Annotated in this window: 17 protein-coding genes and 1 pseudogene; 7 read left to right on the top strand and 11 right to left on the bottom strand. The window is 68.0% G+C overall.

What is annotated here, in order from left to right:
• Positions 1-211: 211 nt before the first annotated feature.
• From WDU99_RS15295 to WDU99_RS15280, 4 genes are all read right to left on the bottom strand, one after another.
• Positions 212-616, bottom strand: coding sequence for a PIN domain-containing protein (locus tag WDU99_RS15295; RefSeq protein WP_337333324.1), 405 nt, complete (start codon positions 614-616; stop codon positions 212-214).
• Positions 613-834 (bottom strand): type II toxin-antitoxin system VapB family antitoxin, encoded by a 222-nt coding sequence (locus tag WDU99_RS15290; protein ID WP_337333323.1) that lies wholly within the window; start codon positions 832-834, stop codon positions 613-615. The genes WDU99_RS15295 and WDU99_RS15290 overlap by 4 nt, the downstream gene beginning before the upstream one ends.
• 79 nt (positions 835-913) lie before the next feature.
• Positions 914-1,354, bottom strand: coding sequence for a PIN domain-containing protein (locus tag WDU99_RS15285; protein WP_337333322.1), 441 nt, complete (start codon positions 1,352-1,354; stop codon positions 914-916).
• Positions 1,351-1,557, bottom strand: a complete 207-nt coding sequence (locus tag WDU99_RS15280; protein WP_337333321.1) for a type II toxin-antitoxin system VapB family antitoxin — start codon at positions 1,555-1,557, stop codon at positions 1,351-1,353. The genes WDU99_RS15285 and WDU99_RS15280 overlap by 4 nt, the downstream gene beginning before the upstream one ends.
• Before the next feature lie 84 nt (positions 1,558-1,641).
• On the opposite strand from WDU99_RS15280, the gene WDU99_RS15275 reads away from it, so the two are divergent.
• Both WDU99_RS15275 and WDU99_RS15270 read left to right on the top strand, forming a co-directional pair.
• Complete coding sequence (locus WDU99_RS15275) at positions 1,642-2,640, top strand: hypothetical protein (protein WP_337333320.1); 999 nt, start codon at positions 1,642-1,644, stop codon at positions 2,638-2,640.
• Entirely contained in the window at positions 2,637-3,794 is a 1,158-nt protein-coding gene (locus WDU99_RS15270; protein WP_337333319.1) for a hypothetical protein, read from the top strand. The genes WDU99_RS15275 and WDU99_RS15270 overlap by 4 nt, the downstream gene beginning before the upstream one ends.
• A 266-nt stretch (positions 3,795-4,060) precedes the next feature.
• On the opposite strand, the gene WDU99_RS15265 is transcribed toward WDU99_RS15270, so the two are convergent.
• Positions 4,061-4,474, bottom strand: a complete 414-nt coding sequence (locus WDU99_RS15265; RefSeq protein ID WP_337333318.1) for a VOC family protein — start codon at positions 4,472-4,474, stop codon at positions 4,061-4,063.
• Positions 4,475-4,490: 16 nt separating this feature from the next.
• On the opposite strand from WDU99_RS15265, the gene WDU99_RS15260 reads away from it, so the two are divergent.
• Together WDU99_RS15260 and WDU99_RS15255 are read left to right on the top strand one after the other, a co-directional pair.
• Positions 4,491-5,531 carry a LysR family transcriptional regulator gene (locus WDU99_RS15260; protein WP_337333344.1) on the top strand — a complete coding sequence of 347 codons (1,041 nt, stop codon included), beginning with the start codon at positions 4,491-4,493 and terminating at the stop codon, positions 5,529-5,531.
• 7 nt (positions 5,532-5,538) lie between these two features.
• Complete coding sequence (locus WDU99_RS15255) at positions 5,539-5,880, top strand: hypothetical protein (protein ID WP_337333317.1); 342 nt, start codon at positions 5,539-5,541, stop codon at positions 5,878-5,880.
• On the opposite strand, the gene WDU99_RS15250 is transcribed toward WDU99_RS15255, so the two are convergent.
• From WDU99_RS15250 to WDU99_RS15230, 5 genes are all read right to left on the bottom strand, one after another.
• Positions 5,871-6,263 carry a DUF779 domain-containing protein gene (locus WDU99_RS15250; protein WP_337333316.1) on the bottom strand — a complete coding sequence of 131 codons (393 nt, stop codon included), beginning with the start codon at positions 6,261-6,263 and terminating at the stop codon, positions 5,871-5,873. The genes WDU99_RS15255 and WDU99_RS15250 overlap by 10 nt on opposite strands.
• A complete protein-coding gene (gene exaC, locus WDU99_RS15245) occupies positions 6,263-7,813 on the bottom strand; it encodes an acetaldehyde dehydrogenase ExaC (RefSeq protein ID WP_337333315.1) in 1,551 nt (516 codons plus the stop codon). The genes WDU99_RS15250 and exaC overlap by 1 nt, the downstream gene beginning before the upstream one ends.
• Before the next feature lie 217 nt (positions 7,814-8,030).
• Entirely contained in the window at positions 8,031-9,383 is a 1,353-nt protein-coding gene (locus WDU99_RS15240) for a GAF domain-containing protein (protein ID WP_337333314.1), read from the bottom strand.
• Between the two features lie 81 nt (positions 9,384-9,464).
• A complete protein-coding gene (locus WDU99_RS15235) occupies positions 9,465-10,952 on the bottom strand; it encodes a CCA tRNA nucleotidyltransferase (protein WP_337333313.1) in 1,488 nt (495 codons plus the stop codon).
• Positions 10,953-11,005: 53 nt separating this feature from the next.
• Positions 11,006-11,575, bottom strand: a complete 570-nt coding sequence (locus WDU99_RS15230) for a small multidrug efflux protein (RefSeq protein ID WP_337333312.1) — start codon at positions 11,573-11,575, stop codon at positions 11,006-11,008.
• Positions 11,576-11,742: 167 nt separating this feature from the next.
• On the opposite strand from WDU99_RS15230, the gene WDU99_RS15225 reads away from it, so the two are divergent.
• Both WDU99_RS15225 and WDU99_RS15220 read left to right on the top strand, forming a co-directional pair.
• Complete coding sequence (locus WDU99_RS15225; RefSeq protein WP_337333311.1) at positions 11,743-12,792, top strand: sensor histidine kinase; 1,050 nt, start codon at positions 11,743-11,745, stop codon at positions 12,790-12,792.
• Positions 12,729-13,154 (top strand): annotated as a pseudogene (locus WDU99_RS15220) (LuxR C-terminal-related transcriptional regulator); the annotation flags it as partial. The gene WDU99_RS15225 and the pseudogene WDU99_RS15220, both read left to right, overlap by 64 nt.
• A 23-nt stretch (positions 13,155-13,177) precedes the next feature.
• Here WDU99_RS15220 and WDU99_RS15215 read toward each other — a convergent pair.
• Positions 13,178-13,786: a TetR/AcrR family transcriptional regulator gene (locus tag WDU99_RS15215; RefSeq protein WP_337333310.1), complete on the bottom strand. Its 609-nt coding sequence runs from the start codon at positions 13,784-13,786 to the stop codon at positions 13,178-13,180.
• 76 nt (positions 13,787-13,862) lie between these two features.
• Between WDU99_RS15215 and WDU99_RS15210 the strand changes: the two genes are divergently transcribed.
• A complete protein-coding gene (locus tag WDU99_RS15210; RefSeq protein ID WP_337333309.1) occupies positions 13,863-15,179 on the top strand; it encodes an FAD-dependent oxidoreductase in 1,317 nt (438 codons plus the stop codon).
• The last annotated feature ends 9 nt before the right edge of the window (positions 15,180-15,188 follow it).

Below are 15,188 nucleotides of genomic sequence, written 5' to 3'. Positions count from 1 at the left end.
AGACGATCTCGCCCGGGTCTTCTGACGTGAGCACATCGTGATCGACTCCGTGCGCGTCAAGCAGTGCGCGGAGGCGGTCCAACTGCCCCCACATCTCCGGCGGCGCCGGGTCCTTGATGATCCGCCGCCACAATGACGCCGACTTCGACGCCGAGGCGCCCATGGTGGCGCACTTGTGCGCGGGTGTATGCCATCACGTCAGACTAGGCGGTCAGGCCGCGACGTACTCCTGGCGCACCCGGCCGTCTGTCGCCCGTTCGATGTGCCCGAAATCGTGGTCGGAGTTCAGGATCACGGCGTCGTTGGCGACGGCATACGCGGCGATGAGGCAACCGAATGCCGCCGCAGCACGCATGAGCCCCGCGTCCCAAAGAGCCTGCTGGATATCGAGCGCCGCCCGCTCATCGGGATGCTCCCAGGCTGGCAGCAGTTGATCCATGTCCTCGCGGAGCTGCGCATACTCCTGAGGGTCGCGTGCAGAGTGGCAGTACTCGAGCACCTGGGGAGGGCAGGTGATGATCAGGTGACTCGGCGACAGAGCCCTGAGCCGTTCCGCTATCGCCGTGCTCGTGCCGGCCTTCTGCCAGATGCTGTTGTCGACCAGATAGGTGGTCACGGGCGCGCAGTGTCCGCCGCAGGTGCGATCGTCGGCGCATCGATCTGATCGGGAGTGAACCGGCGCCCGATGATGCGCTCGACGGCGGCCGGCTGACGGCGCACGGCGATCAGGGTGCGCAGTGCGAGGTCGACCGTCTCACGGTTGGAGGTCGTGCCGGCGAGCTGCTTCGCCTGCTTCAGTTCGATGGGATCGATGTCGATGGATGTGACAGCCATGGCGCCTCCTTCTCGCCGAGTCTTGTATAAACGATTATATAGGATCGCGGTCCAGGGGGCCATGAGTGCTCCCGACCGTTCAGTCGACAGTCCCACGCGGCACGATCCACCTGTGCAAGAACTCGGGCCACACGCGGGCGATGTTCTCGAAATCGGCGTCGTAGTGCACGACCACCACTCGCTGATCGACGCTGGTGTGCCGGATAGCCGTGGCGGCGATCTGCAGATCACTGACTCCCACGGAACGACCGATCCCCTGCGCGAACAGACGGGCCTGCATGTCGACGGCGATCCCGGCGACACGTTCGTCGGGCGGCAGGAAGACCTTCGCGACCCGACTCGCCCGCATCAGAGCGGCGTGCTCGTCTGCACCGCGCGCTGAACACCCCTCTTCGAGCAGCTGTGGCAGGCACGCTCCGAGGTCGCCGTGTTCGAGCAGCGCCACCAGCGCCTGGGCGACATCCGGCGAGCGGTGCACACGTTGCAGCACCGAGTTGTCGACGAGGTGGATCAGCCTCACCGCTGGGCGCCGTCGATCACCGTCGCGTCATCGAGCTCGATGGCGACGCCCGCGCGCAGCAGGTCGATGTACCCGAGAGCCTCCCCCCGTCGCGCGGCCTGCGCCAGCGCCTCGTTCACCGCGGCCTTCTTGGTCGTCGCCCCCGTCAGCTTCATCACCCGAGCGAGCAGGTCGTCGTCCACGTCGATGAGCGTCTTCGTCATGCCTTCCTCCGGATATATGCGTGTTCATAATTATATATCCGTCACAGATATCGCGGCCTGGCCTGCCCGGGTACGTTGGAACGCATGGAATGGACCGCCGACGTCTCCCGCGGTGAATGGCTGCGCCCTCTGCTCGACGACAGCTTCGACACGATGCACTGCGTCGTGCCGCGCGGCTTCGCCGCGTATGCGCGGGTGTTCCATCCGGCATCCGTGCGCTCGCTGCCCGGGCGCGCCGTGCCGACGCCCGAGGAATACGATCGGATGCCCGATGCCGAGCGCGACGCGCTGATCGGGCAGTACGTCGACCGGCCGGCCACCTGGGCCGACGCCGCATCGGCGTTCGGCACCGTCATGCATCCGCTCGCACAGTGGCAGCGCATCGTGCGCACGCCGCCGGAGGGCGACTGGAACACGCGCATCGCCCCCGACGGTCGCGAGTTCTCGGCGCCGATGGAGGGCGAGATCCAGCCCGCACAGCTGGCCCGGATCGCCGCGCACCTGTCGGCGAACACCACGACACCGGATGCCGGGATCGCCGCCGTCTGGGAGGGCTACGGCGGACTGCTCGGCTTCTACGGCAGCGGGCCGTCACGGGGGTTCTTCGGCTCCGACGATCCCGACGTGACGTCGGCCCCAGACCTGCAGTACGTCTCGCATCAGCAGATGCTGGCGCGCAGCATCCACGATCCCTTCAACGACGCGTTCCGCAAGCCGACCTGGCAGCCGGGCATCCTGCCGGACGAGGTCTCCAAGGGCCCTCGTCTCGATCTGCCCGACCGCGCGTACGTGCTGTTCTCGGCGGCGCCGGCGGCGTTCGTCGACCCGGCATGGGTGCTGGACGCGCCCTGGCGCGACCGGCCGGCCGAGGCGCACGGCTTCGCGCCCGCGGCGCAGCATCCGAACATGCTCTGGCCCGACGACCACGCCTGGGTGATGGTGAGCGAGATCGACTTCGACTCGACGATCGTCGCCGGTTCGGCGGAGCTGATCACGGCGATCTGCGCCGACGCGACACTTGAGGCCGAACCGATTCCGGTGAACGCCGACCTGAGCTGGCAGGCTGACGGGGTCAACCGGTGACCACCCCGTCGGCCACCGCGAGCTTCGACGCTCGCCCGCTGACCGACCCGGTCGACTCGCGGGCGGTGCGGGAGTTCTGGCGCGAGGTGCGCACCCGGCATCCGCGTTCGACGGCGCAGACGGTCTCGATGGTGATCACGATCGTCGTGGTGGCGTTCGTGATGACGATGTTCATCGGCATCGGCTCGACGATGATCACGATCGTCGGTTCCGGCGTGGCGCAGGGCGAGATGAGCCCGCTCCTCTTGCTCGTGCCCGCCTTCGTGGTCGCGATCTTCGTCATCATCAGCGTCGTCGCGATCGTCACCTGGCGGCGCAAGCGCGTGCAGCGCTATCGCATCGCCCGTTTCGCGATGGCGAACGGCATGGAGTACATCGACCAGCTCACGGCTCCGCAGCTGCCCGGCCTGATCTTCCAGCACGGTTCGAGCCGGCAGTCGCACGCCCTCGTGCGCGGATCGCGGCCGCGCTTCGTGGAGTTCGGCAACTACCAGTACACGACGGGCTCGGGCAAGAATCGCACCACCCACAACTGGGGATACGTCGCAGTGCGACTCGACGTGCCGCTGCCGAACATCGTGCTCGACGCGCGCGGAAACAATGGTCTCGGCAGCAACCTGCCGGCGAGTTTCCAACGCGACCAGCGTCTGTCGCTGGAGGGCGACTTCGACCAGTACTTCACGCTGTACTGCCCGGAGGGGTACGAGGCCGATGCACTCTACCTGTTCACGCCCGACATCATGGCGCGGTTCATCGACAACGCCGCGCAACTCGACGTCGAGATCGTCGACGACTGGATGTTCCTGTACATGCAGCGGCCCGCGTCGACGGTCGATCCCGACACCTGGGCGTGGCTGTTCAGCACCGTCGGTGCGCTGATGACCAAGTTCGATCAGTGGTCGCGGTGGCGTGACGATCGGCTTCGGCAGGCGAGGTCGGATGCCATCGCGCAGCCCGCCGGAACGGGGTCGCTGAGCCTGTCGCAGGCCGCTCTGCCCTTCGCTCCCCCGGCCGGCATGCTCGCGCCCCCGCCGGGTGTCGCCCCCGAGGGGCGTCGGCTGAAGCGCAGCAAGTCGGGCCTGGTGATCATCGGCATCTTCATCGTCGGCTTCGTGATCTTCCAGAACGTCGTGATCCCGCTGCTCAGAGGGTGACGTGAGGTAGAGACGGGAGCTGTCTGGGGGACAACTCCCGTCTCATCCCCCGAACGACCCGAAAAAGCAGGGTCGTCGTCTTCGGCCTCGAGACCATGACGCACCGACCGACTGGGGATCGGCGACAGTGCGTCAAGCGTTTAAGTTAGCGATGCCAGGGTTGCATCATGTTGCGACGGGTCGTGCGAGCCCGGTGGCGTGCCGGCAGGGCGCTCCTCCGAGGCGGCTGCAACGCGCGCCACAGCCGCCTCGGACGAAGCCTTCTCTTACTCGGCGTACGGCTGGTCGGCTGCCTGATCGCTGTAGCCGAGGCTCCAGATGTAGCCGTCGGGGTCGGCGAAAGTGCCGCCGTATCCACCCCACGGCAGCGGGCCGGCCGGCGTGAGGACCGTCGCGCCGGCCGACTGCGCCTCCGCCATGATCTCGTCGACGCGCGTTTCGGTGCGAACGACGTAGGTCAGCACCAGGCCGCTGAAGCCACTGCCCTCGGGACTCGTGCCCACTTGCGCAGCGAGCCCGTCGCGACCGTAGAAGCCGACCGGTGAGGCGCCGTCCGATTCGAAGAACACCGAGATTCCGAAGTCGCTCTGGACCTTCCAGCCGAGTCCCTCGGTGTAGAACTGCTTGGCCCGGTCCATGTCCTGAACGCCGAGCAGAATCGAGCTGACGTGTGCTTTCATGTCTTTCTCCTTGTTCGTGTGGGTGATCGGTTCCAGCCTCCGAGAGGCACGGAAACTCATCAACGGGAGATGTCAGGCCAGATCGATCAGTCACGCTTATGACACCGCGGAGTACAGTGAGGACCATCCCAGACACGAAGAACCAGATGGGGACGCCTTGGAGCTTCGCGACATCGAGGTCTTCCTGACCCTCGCCGATGAGCTGCACTTCGGCCGCACGGCGGAGCGGCTGCATCTATCGCAAGCGCGGGTCAGTCAGATCATCACCGAGTACGAACGACAGATCGGTGGCAGCCTGTTCGATCGCTCCAACCGCCGCGACGTTCGCCTGACGCCCGTGGGCGCCAGGCTGCGCGACGATCTCACCCCTGTCTACGGCGCTCTCCGTGACAGCCTGAACCAGGCGAAGCTGGCAGTCCGCGGCTTCGATGCCGAATTGCGCGTCGGGCTGATGCCTTTCAACGTCCCCGCCCTGCACGGCTACTGGGAAGCCTTCACCACCCGCCATCCGCATTACGAGCTGCGCCTGCGCTACGCCTCGTTCACCGACCCGTTCGGGAGTCTGCGAAGAGGCGAGATCGACGTGCTGGTCACGTGGCTTCCGGTGGACGAACCCGATCTGACGATCGGACCGACACTGTTCACCGACACCCATGTGCTGGCGGTGGCCGCCACCCACGAGCTGGCAAGCCGATCGTCGGTTCCCGTCGAGGCGCTGGCGGATTTCGCTCATGTCATGGTGGCCAACATGCCGGAGACCTGGGAGAACGGCTACCTGCCCTTCCGCACACCCGGTGGCAAGACGATCAAGCGGGTCGAGGCCGTCACAAACGCCGACGAGCTTCTGCAGCTCGTCAGCACCGGCGAGATCATCCATCCGTTCCCAGCGCACGTGATGCACTACTGGTCCCTGCCTCACATCCGCTGGCTGCCGATGCCCGATCTGAGTCCGCTCACCTACGTACTGGTCTGGCGCACCGATGCCGAAAGCGATCCCATCCGCGCATTCGCCCGAACCGTCGATGACCTCGGGCCGATCACGGACGGCCCCGTCTGAGGTCGGAATGCCGTTGCGCATACTCGCGCTGGCGTCGTGGCCGGAGCGTCTTGCCAAGATGATCATCCCCGGCATCCTCGTCATCGGCGTCGTCCTCGCCGTACTCGCCTGGTGTGGTCGGACAGTCCCCGCCGCTGCCACGGCATCGACGAATCGCACCATCTTTCTCAGTGGCGGTTTCATGGCACGTGGTACTCGCTCACATTGGATGGACGGGCAGCATACGATGCGTATATTGCGGCGCTGCGCGAGATCGTCGGTGATGTCGGTGATGAAACGTCACAGCACCCGTCCGACTGATCGAATGCCGGGTGAGCAGCACCGCTTCATCGGGAGCACTCAGGGCTGAGGTGCGAGTCCGAAATACTCCAGTTCGGCGTCATCCAGCATCCGCGACCTGATCAGGAACCGATTGCCGGTCGGGCCCTCGACGCTGAACCCGGCGCCGCGCCCCTCGACGACGTCGATGGTGAGGTGGGTGTACTTCCAGTACTCGAACTGCGACTCCGACATGTACACCTCGATCGGATCGAGCCCCGGGACCTCGAGTGCGCCGAGACGCACGTCACTGGCACCGGTGATGAACATGCCGATCGGATAGCACATCGGCGATGAGCCGTCGCAGCATCCGCCCGACTGGTGGAACATCAGCGGCCCGTGCTGCGCGGTCAGCTGCCGCAGCAGGGCCGCCGCGTCCTCGGACACGGCGACCCTCGATGGCTGATCGGACATCAGAAGAAGCCCATCGGACCCTCGGCGTACGACACGAGCAGGTTCTTCGTCTGCTGGTAGTGGTCGAGCATCATGCGGTGGTTCTCGCGGCCGATGCCGGACTGCTTGTACCCGCCGAAGGCGGCGTGCGCCGGGTACTGGTGGTAGGTGTTGGTCCACACCCGGCCCGCCTCGATCGCGCGGCCGGCACGGTAGGCCGTGTCACCGCTGCGGCTCCAGACACCCGCGCCCAGACCGTAGAGCGTGTCGTTGGCGATGCCGATCGCGTCGTCGAAGTCGGTGAAGCTCGTCACCGACAGCACGGGTCCGAAGATCTCCTCCTGGAAGATGCGCATGTCGTTGGTACCCTCGAACACCGTCGGAGCGACGTAGTAGCCCTCGCTGAGGTCACCGCCCAAGTCGACGCGCTCTCCGCCGGTGAGCAGCCGCGCGCCGCCCTGCTTGCCGATGTCGATGTAGCTGAGGATCTTCTCAAGCTGGTCGTTCGAGGCCTGCGCGCCGATCATCGTGTTCCGATCCAGCGGGTTGCCCTGGATGATCTTGCCGACGCGCTCGAGTCCGTCGGAGAGGAAGCCGTCGTAGATGGATGCCTGGACCAGTGCCCGCGACGGGCACGTGCAGACCTCGCCCTGGTTGAGGGCGAACATCGTGAAGCCTTCGAGCGCCTTGTCGTAGTACGGGTCGTTCGTCGACCGGGCGACATCTTCGAAGAAGACGTTGGGCGACTTGCCACCGAGCTCGAGTGTCACCGGGATGAGGTTCTGCGAGGCGTACTGCATGATCAGCCGGCCCGTCGTCGTCTCGCCGGTGAAAGCGACCTTGCGGATGCGCTTGTGCTGCGCGAGCGGGGCCCCTGCCTCGATGCCGAAGCCGTTCACGATATTGACGACGCCGGCCGGCAGCAGATCGCCGATGATCTCGAACAGGAAGAGGATGGATGCCGGTGTCTGCTCGGCCGGCTTCATCACGATGCAGTTGCCGGCGGCGAGCGCCGGAGCCAGCTTCCACACGGCCATCAGGATCGGGAAGTTCCACGGGATGATCTGGCCGACCACACCGAGCGGCTCGTGGAAGTGGTACGCGACGGTGTTCTCGTCGAGCTGGCTGATGCCGCCCTCCTGCGCGCGCAGCACGCCGGCGAAGTAGCGGAAGTGGTCGATCGCGAGTGGGATGTCAGCGGCGAGCGTCTCGCGCACGGGCTTGCCGTTCTCCCACGTCTCGGCGACGGCGATCTGCTGGAGATGCTGCTCCATGCGGTCGGCGATCTTGTTGAGCACCACCGCGCGCTCGGCCGGGCTGGTCTTGCCCCAACTCGTGAACGCCTTCCAGGCGACGTCGACCGCGCGGTCGATGTCTTCGGCGGTGCCGCGGGCGATCTCGGTGAACGGCTTGCCGTTGACCGGACTGATGTTCTCGAAGTACTGGCCCTTCACCGGTTCGACGAACTCGCCGCCGATGTAGTGGCCGTAGCGGGGGCGATAGTTGGCGATGGCGCCTGATGTTCCGGGTGCCGCGTAGGCGGTCGACACGGTCTCTTCGACGATGGTCATGTGTGTCTCCTTCGACGGTGCGGCCACATCGCCGCTCATGCGAAGAAGGTACGTCGCGCGAGGTTGCGGTCCCGTGCGTCACGTTGCATCGGGTTGCGAGGTGTGCCGCGGACGCGCCCGACAAGCATCCGCCACACTTTCCTGCATCTGCGCCATCGATCGATGGCGCAGATGCAGGAACATGGCGCCGAGCCGCACACCGCGCGCGTCTCGCGGGTCAGCTCGCGTCGAGCTTCTCGATCCGCGCCACCAGGCCCGCCCGGCGCGGCGAGCGCGCGGGCAACATCTCCAGGCAGAGACGCAGCACTTCGGCATCCGACGACCCCTCGGGGATCTCGGCGTAGGCGAGCAGCACCTCGACGCTCGCCTCGGTGAGCATCGTCTCGCGCAGGATCCCCCGCAGGCCCTCCCGCAGATCGACGACACCTGGGGCGTCGGAGTCAGGCAGCACCGGCCCGCGATAGGCCGACAGGGCGACCCGGTGCGCACCGCGGTCGAGCAGCGAGAGCACGTTCTGCGCATCAGTCTCGACGACCATCGGCAGACGGTAGGGCCGGGACTGCGGCACCAGCTCGGGTGAGACGCGCTCGAGCACCTTGCGCAGACGCACCATCTCTGGACGCAGCGTGTCGGGCGTCGAGCCCTCGCCGTAGACGAGTTCGGCCAGTCGCTCGGCCGACAGCCCCTGGCGGTGCGTGGCGAGCATGAGCAGGATCTCAGCGTGCCGCGCACTGAGTTCGATGATGATCTCGTCACCGTCGCCCGCCACGTCGAGCCGCGCACGGTCGCGACCCAGCACCTGCAGTGTTGCGCGCGGCGGAGCCTCGCGCACGGCGCGGCGAGGAGCGGATGCGGTCGTTCGCGCGCTCTCGGCACGCGCGCGCAACCGCGACACCAGCAGTTCGGATTCGACGGCTCGGGCTGTGGCATCGACCAGCATCTGCGCCTGGGGCGTGACCGCCTCGTCACCACCGGTGACGTCGATGACCCCGAGGATGCGGCGCGTCTCGGGATCGAAGACGGGCGCTGCGGTGCACGACCACGGCTGCACCAGGCGGTTGTAGTGCTCGGACTGGCGGATCTGCACGGACTCGCCGAGGGTCAGCGCGGTGCCGGGAGCCGAGGTGCCGATGCTCTCCTCCGACCAGTTCGCCCCTTCGACGAAGCCCATCTCGCCCGACAGCATCCGCTGTCGCAGATCTCCCTCCACCCACAGCAGGCGCCCGGCGTGGTCGCCGACGGCGACCACGACGCCGGAGTCCTCGGCGGCGCCGGGCAGCAGCAGGGTGCGGATGAGCTCGATCGTGTGGGCGAGCGGATGCTCGGAGCGGTGCGCCTCGAGCGCCTCCGCAGTGAACTCCAGCGGCGGCAGGCCCTCGGCGCCGACGCGATCGCGCCAGGCACGCTGCCAGGACGCGCGCACCACCGGACGCACATGCTCGAGCCGATGATCGTCGAGATTGCCGGCAACCAGCTCGTCGTGCGCGCGCGCGATGATCAGACGCGAGGCCTCGGGCGAGGGATCACGCGATGACGACCATGGCGACGGCCCACGACTCCTATCAACCACCGGACTCCGATCGACGCTGACGGGTGTGGGTCAAGTGTAGATCGCAGACCCCCTTTCGGCTGTGCTCGCTCCCGAGCCGGGTCAGCCGGTGGACGTTTCGTCTCGCTTCGCTCGCTCAACGACCGGGGAAGGCCGGTCCGCCCACCACTCCCGCAGGCGCTGCTCGGCAGCATCCGATCCGATCGGTCCCTCGTCGAGACGAACGTCGAGCAGGAAGCGATACGCCTCGCCGACCTCACGGCCCGGCGGGATGCCGAGGATCTGCTGGATCTGGTTGCCGTCGAGGTCGGGGCGGATGCTGTCGAGCTCTTCCTGCTCGCGCAGCTCGACGATCCGGCGCTCGATGTCGTCGTAGGCACTCGCCAGGCGGGCGGCCTTGCGCTTGTTGCGCGTGGTGACGTCGGCGCGCACCAGGATGTGCAGGCGCTCGATCAGCTCGCCGGCGTCGCGCACGTAGCGCCGCACGGCGCTGTCGGTCCACGCGCCCTCGGCATACCCGAAGAAGCGCAGGTGCAGCTCGATGAGCTTCGCGACAGCATCCGTGGTCTCGCCGTCGAAGCGCAGCGCCTGCAGGCGCTTGCGTGCCATCCGCGAGCCGACCACGTCGTGGTGGTGGAAGGTCACCCCTCCTCCCGGTTCGAGCTTGCGGGTGCGCGGCTTGCCGATGTCGTGCAGCAGCGCGGCGAGCCGCAGGGGCACGTCGGGAGCGGCGCCGGGATTGCGCGACTTCTCGAGGGCGATCGCCTGCCGCACCACGGTCAGCGAGTGCTCGTAGACGTCCTTGTGGTGGTGGTGCTCGTCGACCTCGAGGCGCAATGCGTTCACCTCGGGCAGGAACTCGTCGATCAGGCCGCTGTCCACGAGCACGCGGATGCCGCGCGCCGGGTCGTCGGTCTGCATCAGCCGCACTAGTTCGCCCTGCACGCGCTCGGGGCTGACGATCTTCAGCGTCTCGCGCAGGCGCTCGACCGCCGCGAAGGTGTCGTCGTCGACGGCGAAGTCCAGCTGAGCGCTGAACCGCGCCGCCCGCAGCATGCGCAGCGGGTCGTCACCGAAGCTCACCGAGGGATCTATCGGGGTGCGCAGGATGCCCGCGACGAGGTCTTCGACCCCGCCGGTCGGATCGACCAGCTTCACGGCAGGCACCTGCAGCGCCATGGCGTTCACGGTGAAGTCGCGCCGCTGCAGGTCGCCGTCGATGCTGTCGCCGAACTCGACGACCGGCTTGCGGGTCGTGCCGTCATAGCTGTCGGCACGGTACGTGGTGATCTCGACCTGCTCGGCAGGACCGCCCGGGTTTGGCACCCGGGCGCCGATCGTGCCGAAGGCCCGCCCGATATCCCACTGCGTGGTCGAGATCGGGGTGACGATGCGCAGGATGTCGTCCGGGCGGGCGTTCGTGGTGAAGTCGAGGTCGTGCGTCGGGCGGCCGAGCAGCGCGTCACGCACCGGTCCGCCGACGACGGCGAGCTCGAAGCCCGCGTCGGCGAACGCCGTCGCGAGGGTTGCGACGACGGGATGCGCGGCGAGTGCGCCGAGTCGGGACAGGCCCTCGGCCATGTTGAGCATGGGTTCCAGATTACCGGGGGTGAGGCGGGGCCCCTCGTCGGGGCCCGCGCCGTTCACGTGGTGGCGAAGTGGACCACACCGCCGATGAGGACGGCGAACACGGTCGTCCAGCCGATGATCGCCGCAGCCTGCCAGACCAGGACGCGTCCGGGCCGAACGCCCACAGCGACGAGCATGGTCGCGGTGAAGTGGGTGGGCAGCAGCAGCGGGCCGAGCAGGCTCACGCCGGGCACGCCGTAGCGGTCAAGCGCACGCAGGAACTTCTGGCGGCGTGCGGCCTTGCGGCCGTCGCCGTCGGCGACGAGGTCTTCGACGCGGATGTCCTCGTCGCCGGCATCCGCCGTCTCGACGCCACCGGCACCTGCGAGCACCTTCGCGCGGCGACGGTTCACGACGGCCGAGCGGGCCCGTGCGCCCAGCAGTACGAGAATCGCGACGATGGTGAAGTTGCCGAAGATCGCGGCGATGGCCGCGATGGCCGGGTTGATCCCCCCGATGATGCCGATGCTCACAGCGCCCTCGCCCTCGATGAAGGGCACGGCTGCGGCGAGTGCCACGATCAGCGGCTGCACAAGCTCGGGCACCTGGGCGACGAGGTTCTGGAAGGTCTCGATGAGATTCATGATGGTGTCTCCTGTGTGGGGCTGGATCTGTGTTCGTCGGGATCGCTTCCCGGCATGACATAAGTCCACCGGTTCGCGGGCCTGCTCAGAAGTGCCGTTCCGTCACCTCTTCACGTGCGGTTCACACGGTCGAGGGGTGACATCTGTCACGCCTCTAGGCTGAACGCATGAGCACGATCAGCAGGAGCATCACCGCCACGTGGTGGTACACGTTCAGCGGTGTGATGATGTTCCAGCTGCTGGTGGTCTTCATCTGGACCTTGGGCCTGCTGAGCACGGCATCCAGCCCACTCGCGGCCATCGCGATCATCATCGGCGGGCTGGTGTGGTGCGCATCATGCGTGCCGCTGCTGCTGCAGTACCGCAACCGCGACGACGCGCTCGGGCTCGGTGCCGGCTGGCGGCTCACCGTCGCGCCGATCGCACTCGCCATCGCCTTCGGCGTCGCCGCCGGCATCCTCTCGGGCCTCTGGATCGCGGCAGCGCTGCCGATCGTGCAGTCGCTGATGCTGCTCAACTGGCAGCGCGGCGTTCGGGTGCGACTGGTCATCGTCGTCACGCTCGCGCTGATCGCCCTGTGGTTCATCGACCTGCGCGCCGGCGTGATCGTCGCCGATGACGAGGCCGCCCGGATGTGGGGCATGTTCGGCCTCATCTCGGTGATGCTGCCGTCGATGACCGTGCTGTCACTGTGGTGGTGGGACGTCGTGATCTCCCTCGACCGTGCCCGCATCGCCGAAGCGCAGCTGAGCGCGACCCAGGAGCGACTGCGCGTCGCGACCGATGTGCACGACCTGCAGGGCCACCATCTGCAGGTGATCGCCCTGCAGCTCGAGCTCGCCGAACGGCTGCTCGACAAGGGCCAGCCGGATGCCGCGCTGGACCAGCTGCGCCTGGCACGGTCGAGCGTGACCGAGGCTCGACAGGGCGCCCGTGATCTTGCGACGCGCTTCCGCGGAGTTCCGCTGCCCGACGAGATCGCCAATGCCATCGACCTGCTGCGCGCCGCAGGCACGACCGCCGACGCCACGGTGGATCCGCAGGCGGCCCAGGCACCGGCCTCCGTGCTGGGCCCGGTGATCCGCGAGACCACCACGAACGTGCTCAAGCACGGCGGCGGACAGTGGGCGCGACTGTCGCTGGTCCGCGATGGCTCGACGGCGTCGAGGTCGCCGAGCGGCTTCGCCGCACCGTCGCGACCCGCTGCGTGGTGGTGACCCGCCATGCGCGCCCGGGTGTGCTGCGACGCGCACTGGCCTCGGGCGTGGCCGGTTTCCTGCCCAAGTCGCGCAGCGCCGACGAGGTCGCCGAGGTGATCCGCCGGGTCGCCGCCGGCGGCCGCTACATCGACCCCGAGGTCGCCGCCGATGCGCTCAGCGACCAGCGCAGCCCGCTCAGCGACCGCGAGCTGGACGTGCTGCGGGCCGGGCGCCGCGGCGAGACCACCGGCCAGATCGCGTCGGCTCTCTCATTGGCCCCGGGAACGGTGCGCAACCACGTGTCGTCCGTGCTGTCGAAGCTGCACGTCGCGACTCGGCAGCAGGCTGTGCGGATGGCCGAGGAGCAGGGCTGGATCTGAGCCCGTCGGACACCGATCACCGCCTAAGTCGCGAGCATCCCTCGCAGCAGCACGGCCGGCGCGGATGCTGCCACGCTCGCGAGCTGCACAGCAGTCCCTCCTGACGACGCCGCCGCGCCCAGCGCCCACTCGTCGAGCCCCTGCAGCATGCCGAAGGCAGCGGCGACCAGCACCTCCACCGGCAGGTCACTGCGCACCGCCCCCGATGCGACTCCCACCCGCAGCACTTCTGCCACCCATTCCCGAACCGCGCCGAGCAGTGCGCTGCGGGTATCGGAGCGCACTGTGGCGGGCAGGTAGAAGATGCTGCCCAGCATGGCGAGGGCGCGCTCTTCGGCGCCTAATGCGGCGAGGTCGCCGAGCACGCGATCAACCTGGACCCAGAACGCGTCACCGGCGAAATCCGCGGGTGACGGCGGTGACCACCGCGACCGCACGTCGGCGATCAGCGCCTCGACGACGGCGTCGAACAGCTCGGCCTTCGACGAGACTGCATGGTAGAACGAGCTCTTGCTCATGCCTGCGGCGCGAATGATCCGGTTCAGCGATGCGCCGTCGTATCCGGCGGTGGCGAACTCGGCTACCGTCGCCTCGATCAGCGGGTCACGGTGGGGTCCGGTGAGTTCGGCCATGATCGAAGCCTACTGGACCACCCGGTCCAGGTCGAGGTACCGTGGGTGTGTGGACCACCCGGTCCAGAGGAGGATCATGCTCAACGACACCACCCTCTCCGAGCAGCTCGCCGCCCAGCGGGACGACCGTCTTCGGGTGCTCATCGTCGGAGCCGGCATCGCCGGCATCACCCTCGCACAGCTTCTGAGAACACAGGGCCTGCATCCCGTGCTGATCGATCGAATGCCGCGCATGGAGCATCCCGGGTACATGCTCGCCCTCATGCCCAGCGTCGATCAGACCTTCATCGACCTGGGCGTGCGCGCGCAGTACCGAGCCGCCGGCACGCCCCTGGTGCGCTACTCGTTCCGATCGCACCGCGGCAAGACCCTGCGCACCGACGCCCTCGGCGAACTGCTCAGCATCTACGGCGACTACAGCGGCATCTCGCGCGGCGAACTGATCGACGTGCTCACGCACGACGGCTGTCGTGTCACCTACGGCACCACCGTGAGCACCGTCCGTGCAGGTTCCGTCACCACGGCCCGGTTCGTCGACCGCGATGACAGGGAGGTCGGCACCGGGGAGTTCGACCTTGTGGTGGCGGCCGACGGCATCCGCTCGCGCATGCGCGCCGTGCTGGGCGTCGGCGCGCCCGACGTCGTCGACACCGGATGGTCGGGATGGGTCGCCTGGGCCGACGAACTCGGCGACAGCGGGCTCGGCGAGGAGCTGTGGGGAGACGGGTTCTTCCTCGGCGCGTACCCCGTCAAGGGACGGCTCGGGGTGTTCCTCGGCGGGCCCGACGCCGAACTCGCGAGCGGCCCTGCGGCATTCGCCGCATCCGTGCGTAGACGGCTGCCGCGGCTGAACGCCCGGCTGGCGGCATCCATCGACGCCGTCGCCACCGACCCCGATCCGTACCTGTGGCGTCTCCACGACGCCCGAGTGCCGCGGTGGGTGCTGCCGGGCGGCGTCCTGCTCGGCGACGCGGCGGCGGGGTTCCTGCCCACCGCCGGCATCGGCGCGGGCATGGCCATGGAGTCGGCGTGGATGCTGGGGCGCATGCTCGCCCACGCCGACCGTACGAGCCTGGCCTCGGTGCTCGCCGCGTGGGAGCGCGTCGAACGACCTCGGGTCGAATCGGCGCAGTCGAACTCTCGGATGCTGGCGAAGCTGATGTTCCGTCGGGGCAGGCTGATCGCCTGGCTACGCGAGGCCGTGATGCGGATGCTGAGCGTGCGCGCGGCGCTCGGTCCGATCATCAAGCTGGTGGCCTCGCGCCCCGACCCGGACGAAGTCGCCCGCGAGGCCATTGCCGCTCGATCCCATGCCGTTCAGACCAGCGCCGCGCAGACCCTGGCGCCGACACCCCCTGTCGCCGCCGAGACCCCGCCGTATGGGCGTCCATAGGGCGGGGTC

This window comes from Microbacterium bandirmense (assembly GCF_037204185.1).
Classification (GTDB): Bacteria; Actinomycetota; Actinomycetes; order Actinomycetales; family Microbacteriaceae; genus Microbacterium; species Microbacterium bandirmense.
This window is presented reverse-complemented; position numbering and strand designations above follow the sequence as displayed.